Source organism: Streptomyces sp. NPDC031426 (genome assembly GCF_055581585.1).
In genome coordinates, this window is sequence record NZ_JBVIJE010000019.1 from 52623 (window position 1) to 71052 (window position 18430).

General features: G+C 71.9%; 15 protein-coding genes. 5 read left to right on the plus strand and 10 right to left on the minus strand.

The window, feature by feature from the left end; translation table 11 throughout:
• Nucleotides 1-207 precede the first annotated feature (207 nt).
• A complete protein-coding gene (locus ACZ5NH_RS31520; RefSeq protein WP_468780040.1) occupies nt 208-546 on the plus strand; it encodes a hypothetical protein in 339 nt (112 codons plus the stop codon).
• Here ACZ5NH_RS31520 and ACZ5NH_RS31525 read toward each other — a convergent pair.
• From ACZ5NH_RS31525 to ACZ5NH_RS31550, 6 genes are read right to left on the minus strand one after another with little or no spacing between them, the layout of a single operon-like run.
• Nucleotides 494-3511 (minus strand): alpha-mannosidase, encoded by a 3018-nt coding sequence (locus tag ACZ5NH_RS31525; RefSeq protein WP_468780042.1) that lies wholly within the window; start codon nt 3509-3511, stop codon nt 494-496. The two genes, ACZ5NH_RS31520 and ACZ5NH_RS31525, sit on opposite strands and share 53 nt — an antisense overlap.
• 38 nt (nt 3512-3549) lie before the next feature.
• Complete coding sequence (locus tag ACZ5NH_RS31530; protein ID WP_468780044.1) at nt 3550-5577, minus strand: endo-beta-N-acetylglucosaminidase; 2028 nt, start codon at nt 5575-5577, stop codon at nt 3550-3552.
• Nucleotides 5574-6830 carry a glycoside hydrolase 5 family protein gene (locus ACZ5NH_RS31535; protein ID WP_468780046.1) on the minus strand — a complete coding sequence of 419 codons (1257 nt, stop codon included), beginning with the start codon at nt 6828-6830 and terminating at the stop codon, nt 5574-5576. The genes ACZ5NH_RS31530 and ACZ5NH_RS31535 overlap by 4 nt, the downstream gene beginning before the upstream one ends.
• Nucleotides 6831-6856: 26 nt before the next feature.
• The gene (locus ACZ5NH_RS31540) at nt 6857-7762 is read right to left on the minus strand and encodes a carbohydrate ABC transporter permease (protein WP_468780048.1); all 906 of its coding nucleotides are present in this window, start codon (nt 7760-7762) and stop codon (nt 6857-6859) included.
• Complete coding sequence (locus tag ACZ5NH_RS31545; protein WP_468780050.1) at nt 7759-8646, minus strand: carbohydrate ABC transporter permease; 888 nt, start codon at nt 8644-8646, stop codon at nt 7759-7761. The genes ACZ5NH_RS31540 and ACZ5NH_RS31545 overlap by 4 nt, the downstream gene beginning before the upstream one ends.
• 5 nt (nt 8647-8651) lie before the next feature.
• The gene (locus ACZ5NH_RS31550) at nt 8652-9938 is read right to left on the minus strand and encodes an ABC transporter substrate-binding protein (protein ID WP_468780052.1); all 1287 of its coding nucleotides are present in this window, start codon (nt 9936-9938) and stop codon (nt 8652-8654) included.
• 221 nt (nt 9939-10159) lie between these two features.
• On the opposite strand from ACZ5NH_RS31550, the gene ACZ5NH_RS31555 reads away from it, so the two are divergent.
• From ACZ5NH_RS31555 to ACZ5NH_RS31565, 3 genes are read left to right on the plus strand one after another with little or no spacing between them, the layout of a single operon-like run.
• A complete protein-coding gene (locus tag ACZ5NH_RS31555; RefSeq protein ID WP_468780054.1) occupies nt 10160-11218 on the plus strand; it encodes a LacI family DNA-binding transcriptional regulator in 1059 nt (352 codons plus the stop codon).
• The gene (locus tag ACZ5NH_RS31560) at nt 11215-11868 is read left to right on the plus strand and encodes a hypothetical protein (protein WP_468780056.1); all 654 of its coding nucleotides are present in this window, start codon (nt 11215-11217) and stop codon (nt 11866-11868) included. Before ACZ5NH_RS31555 ends, ACZ5NH_RS31560 begins: the two co-directional genes overlap by 4 nt.
• A gap of 24 nt (nt 11869-11892) precedes the next feature.
• Nucleotides 11893-13242: an amidase gene (locus ACZ5NH_RS31565; protein ID WP_468780058.1), complete on the plus strand. Its 1350-nt coding sequence runs from the start codon at nt 11893-11895 to the stop codon at nt 13240-13242.
• Here the strand turns inward: ACZ5NH_RS31565 and ACZ5NH_RS31570 are convergent.
• Nucleotides 13222-13734 (minus strand): GNAT family N-acetyltransferase, encoded by a 513-nt coding sequence (locus tag ACZ5NH_RS31570; protein ID WP_468780060.1) that lies wholly within the window; start codon nt 13732-13734, stop codon nt 13222-13224. The genes ACZ5NH_RS31565 and ACZ5NH_RS31570 overlap by 21 nt on opposite strands.
• 62 nt (nt 13735-13796) lie before the next feature.
• Nucleotides 13797-13970: a hypothetical protein gene (locus tag ACZ5NH_RS31575; RefSeq protein WP_468780062.1), complete on the minus strand. Its 174-nt coding sequence runs from the start codon at nt 13968-13970 to the stop codon at nt 13797-13799.
• A 409-nt stretch (nt 13971-14379) separates the two neighbouring features.
• On the opposite strand from ACZ5NH_RS31575, the gene ACZ5NH_RS31580 reads away from it, so the two are divergent.
• Nucleotides 14380-14775 carry a hypothetical protein gene (locus ACZ5NH_RS31580; protein WP_388633233.1) on the plus strand — a complete coding sequence of 132 codons (396 nt, stop codon included), beginning with the start codon at nt 14380-14382 and terminating at the stop codon, nt 14773-14775.
• Nucleotides 14776-15003: 228 nt separating this feature from the next.
• Here ACZ5NH_RS31580 and ACZ5NH_RS31585 read toward each other — a convergent pair whose 3' ends face one another.
• Both ACZ5NH_RS31585 and ACZ5NH_RS31590 read right to left on the minus strand, forming a co-directional pair.
• Complete coding sequence (locus ACZ5NH_RS31585; RefSeq protein WP_468780064.1) at nt 15004-16506, minus strand: SDR family NAD(P)-dependent oxidoreductase; 1503 nt, start codon at nt 16504-16506, stop codon at nt 15004-15006.
• Nucleotides 16507-17068: 562 nt separating this feature from the next.
• Nucleotides 17069-18400, minus strand: a complete 1332-nt coding sequence (locus tag ACZ5NH_RS31590; RefSeq protein ID WP_388633228.1) for a wax ester/triacylglycerol synthase family O-acyltransferase — start codon at nt 18398-18400, stop codon at nt 17069-17071.
• Between the last annotated feature and the right edge of the window lie 30 nt (nt 18401-18430).

Sequence of the window (18430 nt, forward strand, 5' to 3'; positions counted from 1 at the left end):
TCGGGCCCGAGCCGGACCAGGCGGAGGCCGCGCACAGTACTACGTCTGCACGGACGCGGAGTGCGCGGAATCGCAGATCCTGCTGTTGGGCGAGGGCCGGCCGCCGCCGTGCCCGCGCGGGGCACGGCCGCATGGTGGAGGAGTGATGCGACCGTCCGAGCACCGTCCGGGGCGCCCGGGCCGGACGGCGGGGAAGGAGCACCGCCGGTGAACCTGTCCGCGCTCGCCGGACCGGCCGGACCGTCGTTCGGCGGAAGGTTCCTCCGGGTCTCGACGCCGCCCACCGCCCTCGCCGGCATCCATCTGCTCGGCGCGCTGCACCTGCCGCTTCCCACCGACCGGGAGCAGGAGCAGCGGGCGAACGAGGCGCTCGGAATGCTGTGGCGGCAGGGGCTGCCAGGGAGACTACCGCTGCGCTACGAGCATCCGTCCGGCGAGCCGGCGACGCCGCGTCAACCCCGGGGGACCGACGCGGGCGGCACCCGTCCCCGGGTCAGCGCCGCAGCCGCAAGGTCACCAGCTCGAACGGCCTCAGCCGTACGGTGATCCGCTCACCGTCGCGCACCGGCGGCTCGGTGTCGCCGGCCGGCCGTTCCAGCAGGTCCGTCGCCGTGACGTCCGCGATCTCGAAACCGGCCGTGAGCGTCGCCCGGGCCCGGCCGCCGTGGGCCTCGTGGAAGCGGACGACGACGTCACCGCTGCCGTCGTCGGCGAGTTTGACCGCGGTGATCACGACCGCGTCGTTGTCCACCGTGACCAGCGGCGCGACCTCGTGGGCCCCGGTCAGGTGCCGTTCCGGCAGGTTGATCCGCCAGCCCTCGCGGACCGCGTCGGCGATCGAGGCGCCCGGGATCAGGGCGTGCCGGAAGCGGTGGACGCCCTGGTCGGTCTCGGGGTCGGGGAAGCGCGGGGCGCGCAGGAGGGAGACGCGCACCGTGGTCGTCGTACCTCGGTCGGCGTCGGTGCGCACCGCGCGGGTCACGTCGTGGCCGTACGTCGAGTCGTTGACGACCGCCACGCCCCAGCCGGGCTCCTCCAGATGGACGAAGCGGTGGTTGCACGCCTCGAACTTGGCGGCCTCCCAGGAGGTGTTGGTGTGCGTGGGGCGGAAGACATGCCCGAACTGGGTCTCGGACGCGTATCGTTCGGCGTGCAGGTCGAGCGGGAAGGCCAGTTTGAGGAACTTCTCCGTCTCGTGCCAGTCGACCTCGGTGTCGATGAGCAGCCTCCGCTCGCCGGGCGGCAGCGTCAGCACCTGGGTGACCCGGGAGGCGCCGAAGCTCCGTACGATCCGCACCGAAGCGCCGTCCTCGCCGGCCTCCACCGACTCGGCGTCGGTGAGGTCGGTGACGGTGTTGCGGTAGAAGGAGTCGACGTCCCAGGCGTCCCACATGTTCGGGAAGTCCGGGTGGAGTTGCAGCAGGTTGGCGGCCCGGCCGGGGGCGACGGTCTCGCGGTCGGCGTCGAGGTCGTACGCGGAGACGACGAGGCCTTGGGCGTCGATCCCGATGCGGAGCAGGCCGTTGTCCAGGACGTGCCCGCCCGCGGCGCGGGGTGACACCTGCGTTCCCCGCGCCGACCGCGGCGCCCCGGCTCCTCCGGCGGGAACGCCGTGACGGCTGTGCGGTGCCGGGTTGAAGACCACATGCCGGGTCCCCTCCCCCGCCAGGGCCCGCTGCGCCGCCCCGATGATCTCCTCCAGCTCCCCGGCGATCCGCTCGTACGTCGCCCGGGCCTCCCGGTGCACCCAGGCGATGGACGAGCCGGGCAGGATGTCGTGGAACTGGTGCAGCAGGACCGTCTTCCAGATCCGGTCCAACTCCTTGTAGGGGTAGGGGAATCCGGTGCGTACGGCCGCGGTGGCCGCCCACAGCTCGGCCTCCCGCAGCAGGTGCTCACTGCGTCGGTTGCCCTGCTTGGTCCTCGCCTGGCTGGTGAGGGTGGCGCGGTGCAGTTCGAGGTACAGCTCGCCGACCCAGACGGGCGGTTCGGGGTACTCGACCTCGGCCTTCTCGAAGAAGGCGCGGGGTGTCTCCCAGACGACGGTGGCCGAGCCTTCGAGGTCGCGCAGCCGGGCCGCCTTGGCGACCATCTCGCGGGTGGTGCCGCCGCCTCCGTCGCCCCAGCCGGTGGGCGCGAGGGAGTGCCGGGCCCGGCCCTTGTCCTTGAAGTTCCTGGCCGCGTGGGCGATCTCGCTGCCCTTCATGGAGCAGTTGTAGGTGTCGACGGGCGGGAAGTGGGTGAAGATCCGGGTGCCGTCGATGCCCTCCCACTGGAAGGTGTGGTGCGGGAACCTGTTCGTCTGGGACCAGGAGATCTTCTGGGTCAGCAGCCACTTGGACCCGGCCGCCTTGATGATCTGCGGGAGTCCGGCGGCGAAGCCGAAGGTGTCGGGCAGCCAGGCCTCCTCGTTCTCGATGCCGAACTCGTCGAGGAAGAACCGCTTGCCGTGCACGAACTGCCGGGCCATCGCCTCCGAACCGGGCATGTTGGTGTCCGACTCCACCCACATCCCGCCGGCCGGCACGAACCGCCCTTCCGCCACGGCCTTCTTCACCCGCGCCCACACCTCGGGCCGGTGCTCCTTCACCCAGGCCCACTGCTGAGCCTGGGACATGGCGAAGACGAACTCCGGTTCGTCCTCGATCAACGCGGTCATGTTGGCGGTCGTACGGGCCACCTTGCGGACCGTCTCGCGCAGCGGCCACAGCCAGGCCGAGTCGATGTGCGCGTGCCCGACCGCGCTGATCCGGTGCGCGGACGGTACGGCCGGGGCCGCCAGCACGCCGGTGAGCTCGGCGCGGGCCCGCTCGGCGGTGCCGTTCACGTCCTGGAGGTCGACGGCGTCCAGGGCCCGCTCGACCGCGCGCAGGATGTCGTGCCGGCGCGCGGAGTCCACGGGCAGCTCGGCCATCAGCTCGCCCAGCACCTCCAGGTCCATGACCAGCTGCCACACCGGCTCGTCGAAGACGGCGAGGTCCATGCGGGTGAGGGTGTACTGCGGCTCGTGCCCGGCGGTGTCCTTGTCGCCGAGCCGGGTGGGCCGGAAGGGGTGGTAGTCGAGGATGACGGGGTTGGAGGCGGCCTCGATGTGCAGGACCACCTCCTCGCCGCCCGCCACCGGGACGCCGACGCGCACCCACTGGTTGCGCGGGTTGAGGCCCTTCACCGGGGTTCCGTCGGGCCGGTAGACCAGGCCCTCGCACTGGAAGCCGGGCATGTTCTCGTCGAAGCCCAGGTCGAGCAGGGCCTCGACGGTCCTCCCCGCCCACGCCTCGGGCACGGTCCCGGTCACCCGGAACCAGCTGGTGCCCCAGGGAGCACCCCAGCGTGCGCCGACCTCGATCGGCTGGGCCTCGGCCGCGAGTCCCTCCTCGACGGGCACGGGCTCGCCGGGCGCGTGCCACACCGCGACCCGCAGCGGCACGGACTCGGGGTACACGGCGGGGCGGATGCGTTCGTCGAGCACGCGCCTGAGGCGGGCTTCCACCAGAGTGCGGTCGTCATGCATGCGGGGTGCTCCCTGCGGGTTCCGGGTGATGGCGGTGGTTACCAGGGGTGGGTGACGGTGACGGGGGTCGAGGCGTTGTAGAGCTCCCCCACGGCACGCAGTTCGAATCGTGCGGCGGTCTCCCCCTGCTCGGGCTGCAGTCCGGCGAGGAAGTAGGCGCGCTGGCAGGTGCCGCCGAGGAAGCGACGGGTGCCGTCGGGCAGGAGGCGGTGGAGTTCGTAGTGGCGGACGGCGCCGGTGGCGGCGTTCCAGGCGAGCCGGAGGTCGCCGCCGGTCGCGGCGGTGACGCGGGCGCCCGTGGGAGCCGCGGGGGCGGTGCCGGTGTCCCGGACGGCGAGGCCGCCGAGGCGCCAGCGCACCGGGCCCTCGGCGGCGGTGAGCCGGACGCCGAGGGCGTGTACGGTGCCGGAGAACCCGGTGAGCGGCAGCGCCAAAGTCTGCCAGCCGTTGACCGACTTCACGCGCGTGATGCTGTTGACCTGGCTCACAGCCAGATAGGTGTACGGCGGGGGCGCCCCCGCCCCACTCGGCTCGGCCGTCGCCACGGCCAGCTCGACGTTCACGGCGCCGGCGTCGGTACGATGCGTGAGCTCGACAACCGTGTCCACACCGACCGGCAGCCGGGTCGCGTACAGATCCACCACGACCGGTTGATCGAGTTCACCCTCCACCAGCACACTGCTCCCGCCCCGCCAGGCATCGGCGAAGTCGAAGGAGACCGCCGGCCGCTCCCCCGCCGTGCGCACCACCCACCGCCGCGCCGGCAGCCGGTCCTGGAGCCCGAGGTGGTTCCAGGCGGCGTCCGAGGTGACGGCCCCGTCCTCGTACCAGCGCAGCCCGTGCCCCGTGTTGAACACGGTCGCGAACGGCAGCGAGGTCACCGTCGACCGGTCGGTGGCGGACACCGCCGGTGCCCGCCACGGATCGCTCGCATCCGGCCGGGACGGGTCCAGCGACCGCCCGGTCCAGAACCGGTCGTCGGCGGCGTGGAAGTCCTCCGGGGCGCGCTGGTCGGCGGGCAGGTGGTCGCGGGTCCACTCCGGCCGGTAGAAGCCGATCGAGGTGATGTGCGGCCTGCCGGTCGGCACGATCGCGTCCCAGTCCACCGACGTGTCGGACCCGTTCGACTCGACGTCGATCCCGGCCCACAACTCGTAGCGGCTTCGCCCCAGTTGTTCCGCCCTCGTGCCCGAGGAGGCGAGCGTGGCCGCGTTCCACCGGAAGTCCACGAACATGTCGTCGGCGGCCTGGAAGAAGGCCTGGTTCTGGCTGTTCAGCGCGCCCTGCCAGCTGACCGTGCCGTTCACGGTCATCGCGTCGTACCAGGTCACCCGCTGTCCGCGTGCGGCCGCGAGCCCCTTCAGCTCCTTGACGAATCCGAGCATGGCCCGGCCGAGCGCGGTGTTTCCGCCGCCCGTCTCGGCGTTCACGAACCAGCCGTCGAAGCCGTGGGCCGCCGCGACCGCCACGAGCTGCGCGGCGAGCGGATAGTGCCCCGTGGCGTCCTTCTGTACGAGGTCCCGGGTCCACTGGAGCTGTCCGCCGTACGCCACCGGCGGCAGGAAGATGGTCCCGAGCACCGGGACGCCGTGCCGGTGGGCCGCGTCCACGATCGGCGCGTTGGGCGCGAGGATCAGGCCCTCGCCGGCCGAGCCGCCCCAGAAGACCAGCTCGTCCAGGTAGGCCCAGTGGGTGAGGGCGTAGTAGTCGGCGGTGGCCGAGCCCTGGGAGGCGTTGCTCGACGTCGGCCCGAAGGAGACCAGGGCCTGGATGCGGGCCTGGCCGGAGCGGGCGGTGGTGTTCGCCGGGGTCGGGGTGAAGCGCGCGGCGAGCGGCACGGACGCGGCGTTGAAGGCGAGGTCGGGGTCGTCGGCCGGGCGCCAGCTCTTCAGGCTGCGCCAGGTGATGCCGGGGCCGGGGCTGCCGGAGGGGAGCGAGTCCGGGTACCAGTACGAGGCGTACGGCGCGGTCGCCCCGGCTTTGGGACGGCCGGCCGGGAAGGCGGGCAGCGGGAGCAGACCGGCGGCGGCGCCGGCGATCAGGACGGTGCGTCTGCTGGGGTTCACGAGCGGGTGCCTCCGTGTGGGGTGGGGAGTACCTGATCGGGAGTGACGACCTCGGTGATGCCGCGCGCGGCGAGGTGGTCCTTGTCGTCCGCGCGGGTGTCGAGGACGGTGGTGGGTCGGGCGCCGTCGGTGACGAGCCGGAAGAAGGCGTCGAAGACGGGCCCGCCGGGGGCACAGCGGGAGCGGCGGCCCGGATCGGCGGGTACGACGAGGGCCGTGGTGCGCGGTGCGGGGGTCGCGTGCGATCGGCGCGCCGCCTCGGCCAGAAGGCGGGCGATGCCCTTGGGCTTGCGGTCGTCGGTGAACAGGCCGAGGCCGTATTCGAGTTGGGGGAAGTCGGCGAGGTCGCGTGAGACGTCGTAGGAGCACCACCAGGTGATGCCCCACAGGTCCGGGCAGTCCAGGGCGTTCTTGACGGTCGCCTCGGCGAACGCGGCGGCGTGTTCGGCGGGCACGAGCGGGGCGGGCGCGCCGACCTCCTGGAGCCAGACGGGCCGGTGCGGCTCCTCGGCCCAGGCCTTGCTCAGCTCCACCAGATACGCGGCGTGGTGCTCGGCCGGCACGGAGGTACGGCCGTGGCGCTGGGCGGTGCCGTTGAACACCCAGGAGTGCACGGCGGTGAGGTCGCCGAGCCGGGCGGAGTGGCCGGGGGTGAAGGGCTGGTCGTCCTGGTACCAGGCGGCGTCGTAGGAGGCGTGCAGATGGAGCCGGTCGGGGGCACCCTCGGCGCAGGCGGCCAGCATCCGTACGAGCCATCGCTCGGCCTCGTCCACCGTGACGCGGTCGGGATCGGGATGCGGGCCGGCGGCGAACTGGTTGACCTCGTTGCCGACGGTCATGCCGAGGAAGTTCGGCCGGTCGGCGAGGGCGGCGGCCAGGGTGCGCAGATAGGCCGCCTGGCCCTCGACCACGTCCGGGTCGGTGAAGATGTTGCGCCGGTGCCAGGTGCGCGTCCACGCGGGCAGGAAGTCGAAGCTGCTCAGGTGCCCTTGCAGGCCGTCGACGTTGACGTCCAGGCCGCGTTCGGCGGCGGCGTCGGCGAGGGCCATGAGCTGCTCGACGGCGCGGGGGCGGATCAGGGTGCGGTTGGGCTGGAAGTAGGGCCACAGCGGGAAGACGCGGACGTGGTCGAGGCCGAGCGCGGCGATCGCGTCGAGGTCGGCGCGCACGGAGTCGAGGTCGAAGTCGAGCCAGTGGTGGAACCACCCTTCGCTCGGGGTGTAGTTGACGCCGAAGCGCACGGCAGGGGGCATGGAGTGTCCTTGTGACATACGGGTGTTCAGCCCTTGACGGCGCCCTCGCCCACCCCGCGGAAGAAGTACCGCTGCAGGCAGGCGAACAGCGCGATGAGCGGGGCCACGGCGATCACGGTGCCGGCGGCGACGAGGCGTTCGTCGTTGGCGAAGGTGCCGTGCAGATAGTTCAGGCCGATGGTGAGGGTGAACTTGGACGGGTCGCTGAGCACGATCAGGGGCCACAGGAAGTCGTCCCAGGCGCCCATGAAGGCGAAGATCGCCACGACGGCCACCGTCCCCTTCACCGAGGGCAGCGCGACGCGCAGGAACCGCTGCCAGACATCGGCGCCGTCGACGTAGGCCGCCTCCTCGATCTCGTAGGGCAGGTTGCGGAAGGCGCCCCGCATCAGCAGCACGTTCATCGCACCGATCGCGCCGGGCAGCACGACCCCGATCAGCGTGTTGTTCAGGCCGAGTTCGCGCATGGTGGTGAACTGGGCGATGACGATGCCCTCGACGGGCACGAGCATCGCCAGCACGAACACCAGCGTGGTCACCTTCCGGCCGCGGAAGCGCAGCCGGGACAGGGCGTACCCGGCGAGCGCCGAGCCGACGCAGTTGGTGACGACGTTGGCGGTGGCGACCTTCAGGGAGTTCAGTGCGTAGTCCCAGACGGGGATGGTGTCGGCGACCCGCGTGTAGTTGTGCAGGGTCGCATGGGCGGGCAGGAAGCTCGGCGGTGAGCTGTAGATGTCCTCGGTGGGACCCTTGAGGGAGGTGGACAGCTGCCAGAGGAACGGGCCGACGGTCAGGGCGAGGACGGCGAGCAGCAGCAGATAGCGCCAGACGAGCTCGCCGACGCGGATGCGGCGGCCGTGTTCGTCGGTGACGCGCGGCTCCTTGCGCACGGTGACCGGCGGCTCGGGCCGCACCTTCTCCAGGACGCTCATGACTCCTCCCGGCGGTCGGCGCGCAGCACCAGCAGCATGAGCGCGACGGTGACGACGAACACGACGACCGACAGCGCGGAGGCGTAGCCGACGCGGCCGGTCAGGCCGGTGCCGGTGCGCTGGACCAGCATGACGAGGGTGGTGTCCTCGCCGGCCGGGCCGCCGCTCGGGCCCGCCATCAGATACACCTCGGAGAACACCTTGAAGGCGGCGACCGAGGAGAGCGCGGCGACCAGCACCATGGTGGAGCGGACGGCGGGGACGGTGACCGAGAGGAAGCGGCGCACCGGGCCCGCGCCGTCCACGGCGGCGGCCTCGTGCAGCTCGCGTGGCACGTTCGCGAGCGCCGCCAGATAGATGATCATGTAGTAGCCGAGGCCCTTCCACACCGTGACGGCCATCGCGCTCAGCAGGAGCAGCCACTGGTCGCTGAGGAACCCGATCCGGCCGATCCCGACGGCCTCCAGCAGCGAGTTGACCAGGCCGCGTTCGTCCAGCAGCCACACCCAGATCAGCCCGACCACCACGATCGAGGCGACGACCGGGGTGTAGAAGGCGGAGCGGAAGAAGGTGATGCCGGGGATGTTCTTCTGCACCAGCAGCGCGAGCAGCAGCGGCAGGACGACCAGGGCGGGTACGACCCCGAGGATGTACAGGGTGCTGTTGCGCAGGCCGGTCCAGAACATGTCGTCGTGGAGCAGCTCGCGGAAGTTGGCGAGGCCCACGAAGTGGCCCGGCAGCAGGGTTCGGCGGTCGGTGAAGGAGTTCACCAGGGTGGAGACGAACGGGTAGAGCACGAAGGCGCCGGTGACGAGCAGCCCCGGTGCGGCGAACAACCAGGGGCTGGAGGGCAGTTGGCGCCTGATGCGGGCCGGGGTCGCCATGGTCCTCAGCCCTGCTGGAGCAGCCGGTCGGCGGCGTTGACAGCGTTGTCAAGAGCCTGCTTGGGGCTCTCCTTGCCCTGGAGTGCCTTGGCCACCTCGTTGCGCAGCGCGGTCTTCATCTGGTCGCTGAACAGCACGGGCGTGTAATTGACCGCGTTCTTCAGGGACTTGGCGGCGGCGATGCGCACCCGGGTCTCGTCGGTGCCGTCCTCCTTGTTGAAGTAGGGGTCGTTGAGGGAGCCGGCGGTGCTGGGGAAGATGGCGACCTTCTTGGCGAAGGACATCTGGTTCTGGGCGTCGGTGACGAAGTGGGCGAAGGCGACGGCGGCCGGGGTGTGCCTGGTGCGGGAGTTGACCATCACGCCCATCACGTACATGTTGACGTGCCCGGTGCTGGTGATCTGGTCGGTGATGCCGATGTTCCGGTAGAGGCTGGGCGCGTTCTTCTTGAAGTTGTCCAGGTCGAGGGCGCTGCCGGGGTTCATGGCGACGGCGCCGGTGAGGAACTTCTTGCCGGAGGACTCCGGGGTCGCGGTCAGGGCCTGCGGGTCCAGGGCCTTGGCGTCATACAACTCCTTGTACTTGGTAAGGAGTTCGACTCCCTTGGCGTCGTTGAAGGCGAACGCGGTGCCCTGCTTGTTCATCAGGGTGACGCCATAGCGGCCGAAGTCCTCGATGGTGGGCACGTTGGCGAGGGTGGCGACCTTGCCGCCGCTCCTCTTCGCCATCTGAAGGGCGTCGGCGAAGAGTTCGCCGTACGTCTTCGGCGGCTGGTCGGGGTCGAGCCCGGCCTTGATGAACAGGGACTTGTTGTAGAAGAGGGGGCCGGTGTTCAGATACCAGGGGAAGGCGTATGTGCCGCTCATGCCCGGCACCTGGTGGCTGGCCCAGGCACCGTCCAGGTACTCGGACTTGTACTTTCCCGCCGCCTTGTCGAGGTCGAGCGCGAGGCCCGCCCTGGCGAGCGGGGCGACGAGGTCCGGGGAGACGTTGACGACGTCGGGCAGGGTGCCGCCGCCGGCGTCGGCGCTGAGTTTGTCGGGGTAGCCCTCGGCGGGCTGGTCGATCCACTTCACATGCGTACCGGGGTACTTCTTCTCGAAGTCGGCCATGAGGCCCTCGAAGTACGACTTGAAGTTCGCGCGCAGATTCCAGGTCTGGAAGGTGATGTCGCCCTCGATCTTGCCGGAGGCGTCGGTCGAGCCGCCGTCGTCGCCGCCCGAGCCGCAGGCGCTCAGCGGCAGGACGAGGGCGACGGCAGCGGCGGCGAGGGCTCTGCGGGGCATGGGCACGGTGACACGGCTCCCTTGCTGTGGCGGGGGTCGGGTGGCGCCAGAGACCTTGCCCGCGCCGTTCGGAGAAAGTCAATGCATTCCGCCCAACTAAAGAATTTGGCCGTTCATTAGTGCAGGTCAAAGACATTTGACCGAGACGTTGCGGCCAATTGCTAATGCGCTTTAGGGTCTTGACACTCAAGCGCATTAGCGAGCACTGTCAAGGAAGGGGGAGAAGCATGGCGACCAAGCGGGCCCCCGCACGCCGGCCCACGATGAAGGACATCGCGCGGCGGGCCGGAGTCTCCGAGAGCGCCGTCTCCTTCGCGCTCAACGGCCGCCCGGGCGTCTCCGAGGCCACCCGGGCACGCGTCCGCCGGGTCGCCGAGCAGCTCGGCTGGCGTCCCAGCACGGCCGCCCGCGCCCTGTCCGGCGAGGGCGTGGCCACGGTCGGTTTCGTCCTGGCCCGCCCCGCGCACACCCTGGGCGTCGACTCCTTCTTCCTCCAGCTCGTCTCCGGCATCCAGGAGGTGCTGGCCGAGCGGCACTTGGGCCTGCTCTTCCAGGTCGCGGAGGATGTCACCGAGGAGTGCGCGGTGTACCGGCGCTGGTGGGCCGAGCACCGGGTCGACGGCGTCCTGGTGGCCGACCCGCGCGCCGACGACCCGCGCCCCGGCCTGCTGGACGAACTCGGGCTGCCCGCCGTCGTGATCGGCGGCGCACCCGACGTACGGCACCCCGGCCTGTCCACCGTCTGGGCGGACGACGCGGGCGCGATGGCCTCGGTGGTGGACGAGCTGACGGCGCTCGGCCATCGCCGGATCGTACACATCGCCGGACTGCCCGAGCTGGCCCACACCCAGCGCCGTATCGCCACGCTCCGCGCGGAGGCGGAACGGCGCGGGCTCACCGAGGTCCGCTCGCTCACCACCGACTACTCCGACGCCCAGGGCGCCGCCGTCACCCGCCGCGTCCTCGGCGACTCGCCCGTCCCGACGGCGATCGTCTACGACAACGACGTGATGGCCGTGGCCGGCCTGGCCACCACCGCCGAACTGGGCTTCCGCGTTCCGCAGGACGTGTCGGTGGTCTCCTGGGAGGACTCGGCCCTGTGCCGCATGGTCACCCCCCGGCTGTCCGCGCTCTCCCGGGACAGCGCGGAGTTCGGCCGCACGGCCGCACGCGAGCTGCTGGCCCTGCTGGACGGGAACCCGGCCCGCTCGGTGGGGGTGCCGGTGCCCCGGCTGACGGGGAGGGGCAGTACGGGGGCGGCGGCCGACGAGGGGGATTCGCGATGAAGTGGCTGCGCAGGAACCAGGACGGGCACACCGGTGTCGCCAAGTCCCCCGAGCCGCCGACGCCGTTCACCAAGCCCGCGCTCCCTTCGCTCGCCCCCGTCCTGCACCGCGCGGCAGGCCACGGCACCCAGGTGGTACGCCTGCCCGCGCAGCCCGGGCCGGTCGTCCTCACGCTCACCCATCAGGCGCCCGGCCACTTCGTGGTGGACGCGCTGGACGACTGTCTGCACTCCGTCAGCCAACTCGTGTACAACGACGGCCCGTTCGCCGGCCGTTTCCTCCTCGGCGGCCCCGACACCCGGGCTCGCGCGCTGCGGGTCCAGGCGGACGGCCCCTGGACCGCCGAGTCGACACCGCTCGCCGCGGCCCCCGTGCTCACGGTCGAGGAACACCGTCCCGGCTCCGACGTGCTCCACTACACCGGCAGCCCCGCCACGGCCCTCCTGCGGTACGAGGGAGACGCCGGCAGCGACGACGGCGGCCACTTCCTCGTGAACACGTCCTCCCCCGACGGCACCCGCTTCCTGGACGAACTGGCCAACCAGGTGGGCGGTCGATCAGCATCCGTCCGCTGTGCGTGCCGCCCTCTCGACGTACCGCGCCCGACCAGGCACAGTTCTCCCTGCGCCGTGATGCGTACCAGCGAGTAGCCGACCACCGAGCGAGGAGTGCCCGTGGGTGACTGGGCCGGGCGGAGTGCCGCCGAGATTGCCGCCGCCGTGCGCGAGAAGCGGGTGACACCCCGGGAGGTGGCGGCCGAGCACCTCGCGCGGATCGAACGGCTCGACACCCGGATCGGGGCGTTCCGGAAGGTGCGGGCCGAGGCCGCGCTCGCCGAGGCCGACGAGGTGGCCTCCCGCACCGATCTGGCCGAACTACCGCTCGCGGGCGTGCCCGTGGCCGTGAAGGACAACCTGGCGGTGCGCGGCGAGTCCCACCGGGACGGCTCCGCCGCCACCTCCGACACCCCGGCCGCCGAGGATCATGTGACGGTGGCCCGGCTGCGGGCGGCCGGCGCGGTGGTAGTGGGCCTGACGAACGTGCCGGAGCTGTGTGTCTTCGGCACCACGGAGGGCGTGTTCGGCACCGCCCGCAATCCATGGGACACCTCCCGCACGGCGGGCGGTTCCTCCGGCGGCAGCGCGGCGGCGGTCGCGGCGGGCCTGGTCCCGATCGCGCTCGGCAACGACGGGATGGGCTCGCTGCGCATCCCGGCCGCGAACTGCGGCCTGGTCACGCTGAAGCCGGGGCACGGGGTGGTGCCGGCGGGGATCGGCGACGGCGACTGGTTCGGCATGTCGGAGAACGGTCCGCTGGCCACGACGGTCGAGGATCTGCGGCTGATGCTGGGCGTGCTGGCGGGCATCGGGGTTCCCCGCGCGGAGGAGCCCGAGCGCCGGCGGATCGCCGCGGCCGTACGCAGCCCCCTCTCCGGGGTGAGCGTGAGCAGACCGTATACGACCGCGGTCCGGGAGGCGGCCGGAGTGCTCGCGCGGGCCGGACACCGCGTGCGGCGGGCCGAGCCGCCGTATCCCCTCTCGCTGGGCGTGACCGCGCTGCGGCACTGGACGGCCGGGACCGCGGTGGACGCCGAGGGCCTGGACCGGGCGCTGCTGGCCCGGCGGACCCGGGTGCACGCGGCGGTCGGACGGCGCTTCGTCCGCTCGGTGCGCACCGGGGACGAACGCGAGCGCCTGCGGGCCCGGCTGACCCCCTTCTTCACCGAGTACGACGTCCTGCTCACCCCGGCCCTGGCCCGGCGCTCCCCCGAGGCGGGCCCTTGGCACGAACGCGGCTGGCTGCGCAATGTGCTGGTCAACACCGCGTACTCCCCGTTCACGCCGCCCTGGAATCTGACCGGCTGGCCCGCGATGTCGGTCCCGTTCGGCAGCCTTCCCTCGGGCGCCCCCTGCGCCGTACAGCTCGTGGGCCGCCCTGGTTCGGAGTCCGCGCTGCTGGAGCTGGCGGAGGAACTGGAGACGCTGCGTCCGTGGCGGCGGACGTCACCGGTGGCCGGCTCCTGAGCCCGCCTGGTCGAGCGACCGGTACATGATGTGCAGCCCGACCCTGCCGTGCCGGGGATGGTCGAAGGCTTCCGGGACCGTGCCGAGGACGGTGAAGCCGAGGGACGTCCACAGGGCGACGGCGGGATTGGTCTCGACCACGGCGTTGAAGACCATCGCCCGGTAGCCGTGCGCCCTGGCCTCGGCCAGGACGTGTTCGGCGAGGGCGCGGCCGATGCCCTCGCCGGTGCGATGCGGGTCGACCATGAAACCGGCGTTGGCGACGCGGGCCGCGGGCCCGCCGTAGTTGGGGGTGAGGTAGGCCGAGCCGACCACGGTCCCGGTCGCGTCCTCGGCGACGTAGACGCGCTTGGCGGGGCTCATCCAAAGCGCGCGGGCGTCGTCCTCGGAGGTCTTTGGATCCCAGGCGTAGGTTTCGGCGGCGGCGACGATCCGGTGCCAGAAAGGCCAGATCCGCGGCCAGTCGTCGGCCACGGCTTCTCTGATCAGCATGGGCGTGAGTCTGCCAGGTCACGCCCATGCGTACGGCGATCGCGAAGAGTACGACCCGGGGCTCAGTCCACGCTGGGCAGGATATGCGGTTCGGCCAGGTCCTCCTCGTAGCCCGCCAGGCGGATCGGGGCGGACCGGGCCCACACGTCGAGACTGCCGAGTTCTCCGGGCTGCCGGCCCGTGCGCTCCGTGCGTTCCTTGGGGCGCTGATCGCGATTCGTCTTCTCCGGTGTCACCGCGCACTCCTTATGTGTCGGTCACCCTCGGGGTCCTGCCGGACAGCCTGCGCTCCGGCTCTCGGCGCCCGCTCGGGTCTGGATGGAAGGCCAGCTCGGACGCGGTGGCGCCGGTACGGACGTCTGGGTCTGGGTGGGACCCGGTCCTGCTGTCCGTCCCCACCAGAGTACCCAAATGAGCGGGCTCGCGCTCGATCGGGAGTGCAAACAAGGTGTAACTATCAGAAGTCATTTGACCCCTCAATGTCTCTCAATATGCGGCTATTTGCCGTGGAGCGCATCCTCCGGCTGCCTGAGCGAATCACCCCCTCGGCCGCCATGTGGCGCAGTTCAAGTGCCGTTGGCCGAGGCGCAAGCTCGTCATGATCTGCTGATGAACGGCACGGCTGTCTCGCGGAAGGACTGACGCATGGAGCTGCGCAGCGTCGAGGAGCTGATGGATCTGCTGTACGCCGGCCGGCACCAGCACGCGCTGAGAACCGCCGCGCTGCTGCGCCGCCGCCGCCCCGCCGACAAGGAGCTCCAGGTGGCGGGGCTGGTGCACGGCATCGGGCCGGTGCTGTGCCCGGGCGACGACACGGGCGGGGCGCTCAGCGCGGCCGAGGCGGTGCGCTCCCTGCTCGGGGAGCGGGTGTTCCGGCTGGTGCGCGGGGACGCGGGGCCGGTCGACGACGATGTGCTGCGGCTGCGCCAGGCCGACGAGGAGAGCCGTACGGCGGGGTTCGACGCGGGCGTCCTGGAGGACTGGCGGACCGTGCTCGAGCTGGTGGCGGCGCGGCATTCCCGGCTCGGCGCGGTCGACTGACGCCGGAGGCGCAGGATCTCAGCCGACTGACGCGCCGTCACACAAGCAGCTACGCCGAGTGCCCGAGATCCGGACGGCCACGCGTCGGCCCCGAAGGGCCCGCAGTCCCGCTGGGGTCTGCTGATGGATCACAACCATGAAGAACGCGTCACCTGCGCACCGGGCACTCCGGCACGACCGTCAGCGTAGGGCGCGGGCGGTCGCGCCGGCCACCGGATTGCGTGCCGGTCACCACTTGCCGGGCGCGTAGTCCTTCATGAAGACGCCGTACAGGTCCTCGCCCGCCTCGCCGCGCACGATCGGGTCGTAGACCCGGGCGGCGCCGTCGACCAGGTCGAGGGGCGCGTGGAAGCCGGCCTCGGCGAGGCGCAGCTTGTCGTAGTGCGGGCGCTCGTCGGTGATCCAGCCGGTGTCGACGGAGGTCATGAGGATGCCGTCGGTGTCGAACATCTCCTGGGCGCTGGTCCGCGTGACCATGTTCATGGCGGCCTTCGCGGCGTTGGTGTTGGGATGCCCGGCGCCCTTGTAGCCGCGGCCGAAGACGCCTTCCATGGCGGAGACGTTGACGACGTACGCGCGTCCGCTGGCCGCCTTCTTCGCGGCGTCGGCCATGGCCGGGCGCAGCTTGCTGATGAGGATGAACGGCGCCGTGTAGTTGCACAGCTGGGTCTCCAGCAGCTCCACCGGGGAGATCTGCTCGATGGTCTGCACCCAGGTGTTGGTGTCGACGACGTCCGGGACCAGGCCGCCGGCGTCGATGGCGGTGCCCTCCAGGTGCCGGGCGACACTGGCGTTGCCCGCGACGAGGGCGAGGTCGGCGACCTTCTGGGCGTCCAGGCCGCTGGTGCCGACGGGGAGCGCGGCGATGCCGTCGACGGCGCCGGAGTTGAAGGCGCCGATGACGTGGTGGGCGGGGAGTTCGCCGGCGGGCAGCGGGGCGCTCTCGCCGTCGACCAGGGCCGCGTACGCGGAGGGCAGGCGGCGTACGGTCTGTGTCGCGTTGTTGATCAGGATGTCGAGCGGACCCGCCTCGGCCAGCTGCTCGGCCAGGGCGACGGCCTGCGCGGGGTCGCGCAGATCGATGCCGACGACCTCAAGCCGATGGATCCAGTCCGCCGAGTCCTCCATCGCCTTGAAGCGGCGGATGGCGTCCTTGGGGAAGCGCGTGGTGATGGTGGTGTGCGCGCCGTCGCGCAGCAGCCGCAGCGCGATGTACATGCCGATCTTGGCGCGACCGCCGGTGAGCAGGGCGCGCTTGCCGGTGAGGTCGGCGCGGGCGTCCCGCTTCGTCCGGTTCGTGCGAGCGCAGTCCGGACACAGCTGGTGGTAGAAGTAGTCGACCTCGACGTAACGGGTCTTGCAGGTGTAGCAGGAACGCGGGCGCTGGAGTATGCCCGCGATCTTGCCCTCCCCGACCTTGGAGGTGGGCAGGATGCCCTCGGTCTCGTCGTCGATGCGCTCGGCGGAGCCGGTGGCGGTGGCCTCGGTGACGGCGCGGTCGTGCGCGGTCTTGGCGGCGCGGCGCTCCTGGCGGCGGCGCTGCTTGACCGTACGGTAGAGGTGCGAGGTGGCCCGGCGGACCTTGATCGCGTCCGGGTGGTCGACCTCCAGCTGGTCGAGTTCCTCCAGCACGCTGAGGCAGACGGCCAGCCGCTCCGGGTCGATACCGGGGCCGTAGACCACTTCCTCCGCGGCCATGCAGGCCATGGAGCCGTCCTCTGTCACCGTCATCGCGCTGCCGCTTCCCTGATCACCCGCGCAGCGCTCCGACTCGCGCCCGCTTTCGAACGGGGAATTTTACGGAGCGCACGGGCCTCCCGCCAAACCCGCCCGCACCAGCACCGAAGCCACGACGCGCCGACACCGGCACCGGCACCCCGAACCCGGCCGCCCCCTCAACGACAAAACCATCACGGGCGCTGCGGGCTGGGAACCCCCGACCAGACCGAACGCCGAACCACCCGCCCACCGACGGCGAACCCGCCCCACGTGGGGCCACCCGCACCCGACGACCAAAACCGCACGGCCGGCACAGGTGGGACCCCCAGGACCAGGCCGAAGGGCGGACCGCACCGCCTCACAGCCCCACCCACCGACGGCGAACCCGCCGCACCGAGGGCCACCGGCACCGGCGGCGCAAGCCGCACGGCCGGCACGAGTGGCAACCCCCGGACCGGGGGCGGACGACCCCGCGCCACGGCCCCGCACACGCCGATGACGAACCCGCCCCACAGGGGGCCACCCGCACCGGGCGGCGAAGACGCACGGCGGTGCGGGTGGGAGTCCTGGGGCGTCAGGCGTCGCAGGCCGCCAGCAGTGTGGACACCTCGGTCGACACCGCGTGAGCGAACCGGTCCAGGTCCGGCACGGCCTGCGCGTCGGCGACCAGCCCGTAGTGCACACGGCCGCGATACGTCGAGATGGCCACCGCCAGCGACTGACCCGGTGCGAGCGGGGCCAGCGGATACACCTCGCTCAGCTCGTGACCGCCGAGCCGCAGCCCCAGACCCGGCAGCGGCACGCTGGTCACCAGGATGTCGAACCACAGCCGGGCCGCCTGCCCGACGAGCGGCCCACCGAGCCGGTGGCCGAGGGCCGGGACATGATCGGCTAGCAGCGCCACGGCACCAGCGCCCCGGTTCGGCCCCGCGTCCTTGTTGCGGACCATCGCGGTGCGCACGGTGTCCAGCCGGCCGAGCGGATCCGGCTCGTACACGGGGAGCCGTATCAGATAGCCGGAGAGCCGGTTGCCTTGTGGGTGCGCGGTGCGCGGACGGCGCCGGGAGACGGGGATGAGGGCACGGGGCGCCACCCCCTTGCTGCCGTCGCCGCGCTCGTCCAGCCAGCTGCGCAGGGCCCCGGCGACGACGGCGATGAGCACGTCGTTGACGGTGCCGCCGGCGGTCTTGCGCACGCGGTGCACGTCGTCGATGTCGAAGACCACCCCGGCGGTACGGCGGGTGCCGCTCGGGGCGGAGGTGAGCGCGGAGACGGGCCGCATGCCGAGGGTGGACCGGGCGAGGGAGGCGCCGATGTCCAGCGCCCGGCCCACGTCGGACAACGCGCCCTTGACCAGCCCCGGGACGAGCCCCGGCAGCTTGCGCACGTCCGGCAGCAGCCCGCGCGGCGGCTCGATGGCCCGGGGCGCCCGCTCGGGCAGGTCCACCGGGTCGAGGACGCCGGCGGCGAGCTTCAGCGCCCGCAGCCCGTCGGCGAGGGCATGGTGGAACTTGAACAGCACGGCGAAGGACATCCCGTCCTCGCCGGGCAGCACATGCGCCTCCCACGGCGGCCGGCCGCGCTCCAGCGGCCGCTCCATGAGCCGGCCGGCGACCTCGTGGAAGTCGGAGGTCGGAGCGTGCAGCCGGACATGGTTCAACGGGTCGAACTCCGGGTCGGGTTCCCGGGCGGCGCCGCCGAACGCCAGCGGCTGCCACACGTCGCGGATGCGCAGGCGCAGCCCCGGTACGGCGGCGGCCCGGGCGGCGAGCAGGTCGGCGGCATGGGCGCCCGCGGTGGGCGAGTGCGCACCGAAGACGCCGAGCGCGCCGAGATGCATCGGATGCCGGTCGGACTCGATGTTCCAGAACGCCAGGTCGAGTGGAGCGAGCAGGTCGGAAGTCAAGGGCTTGCCTCACGCGTCGACGACGGGTGG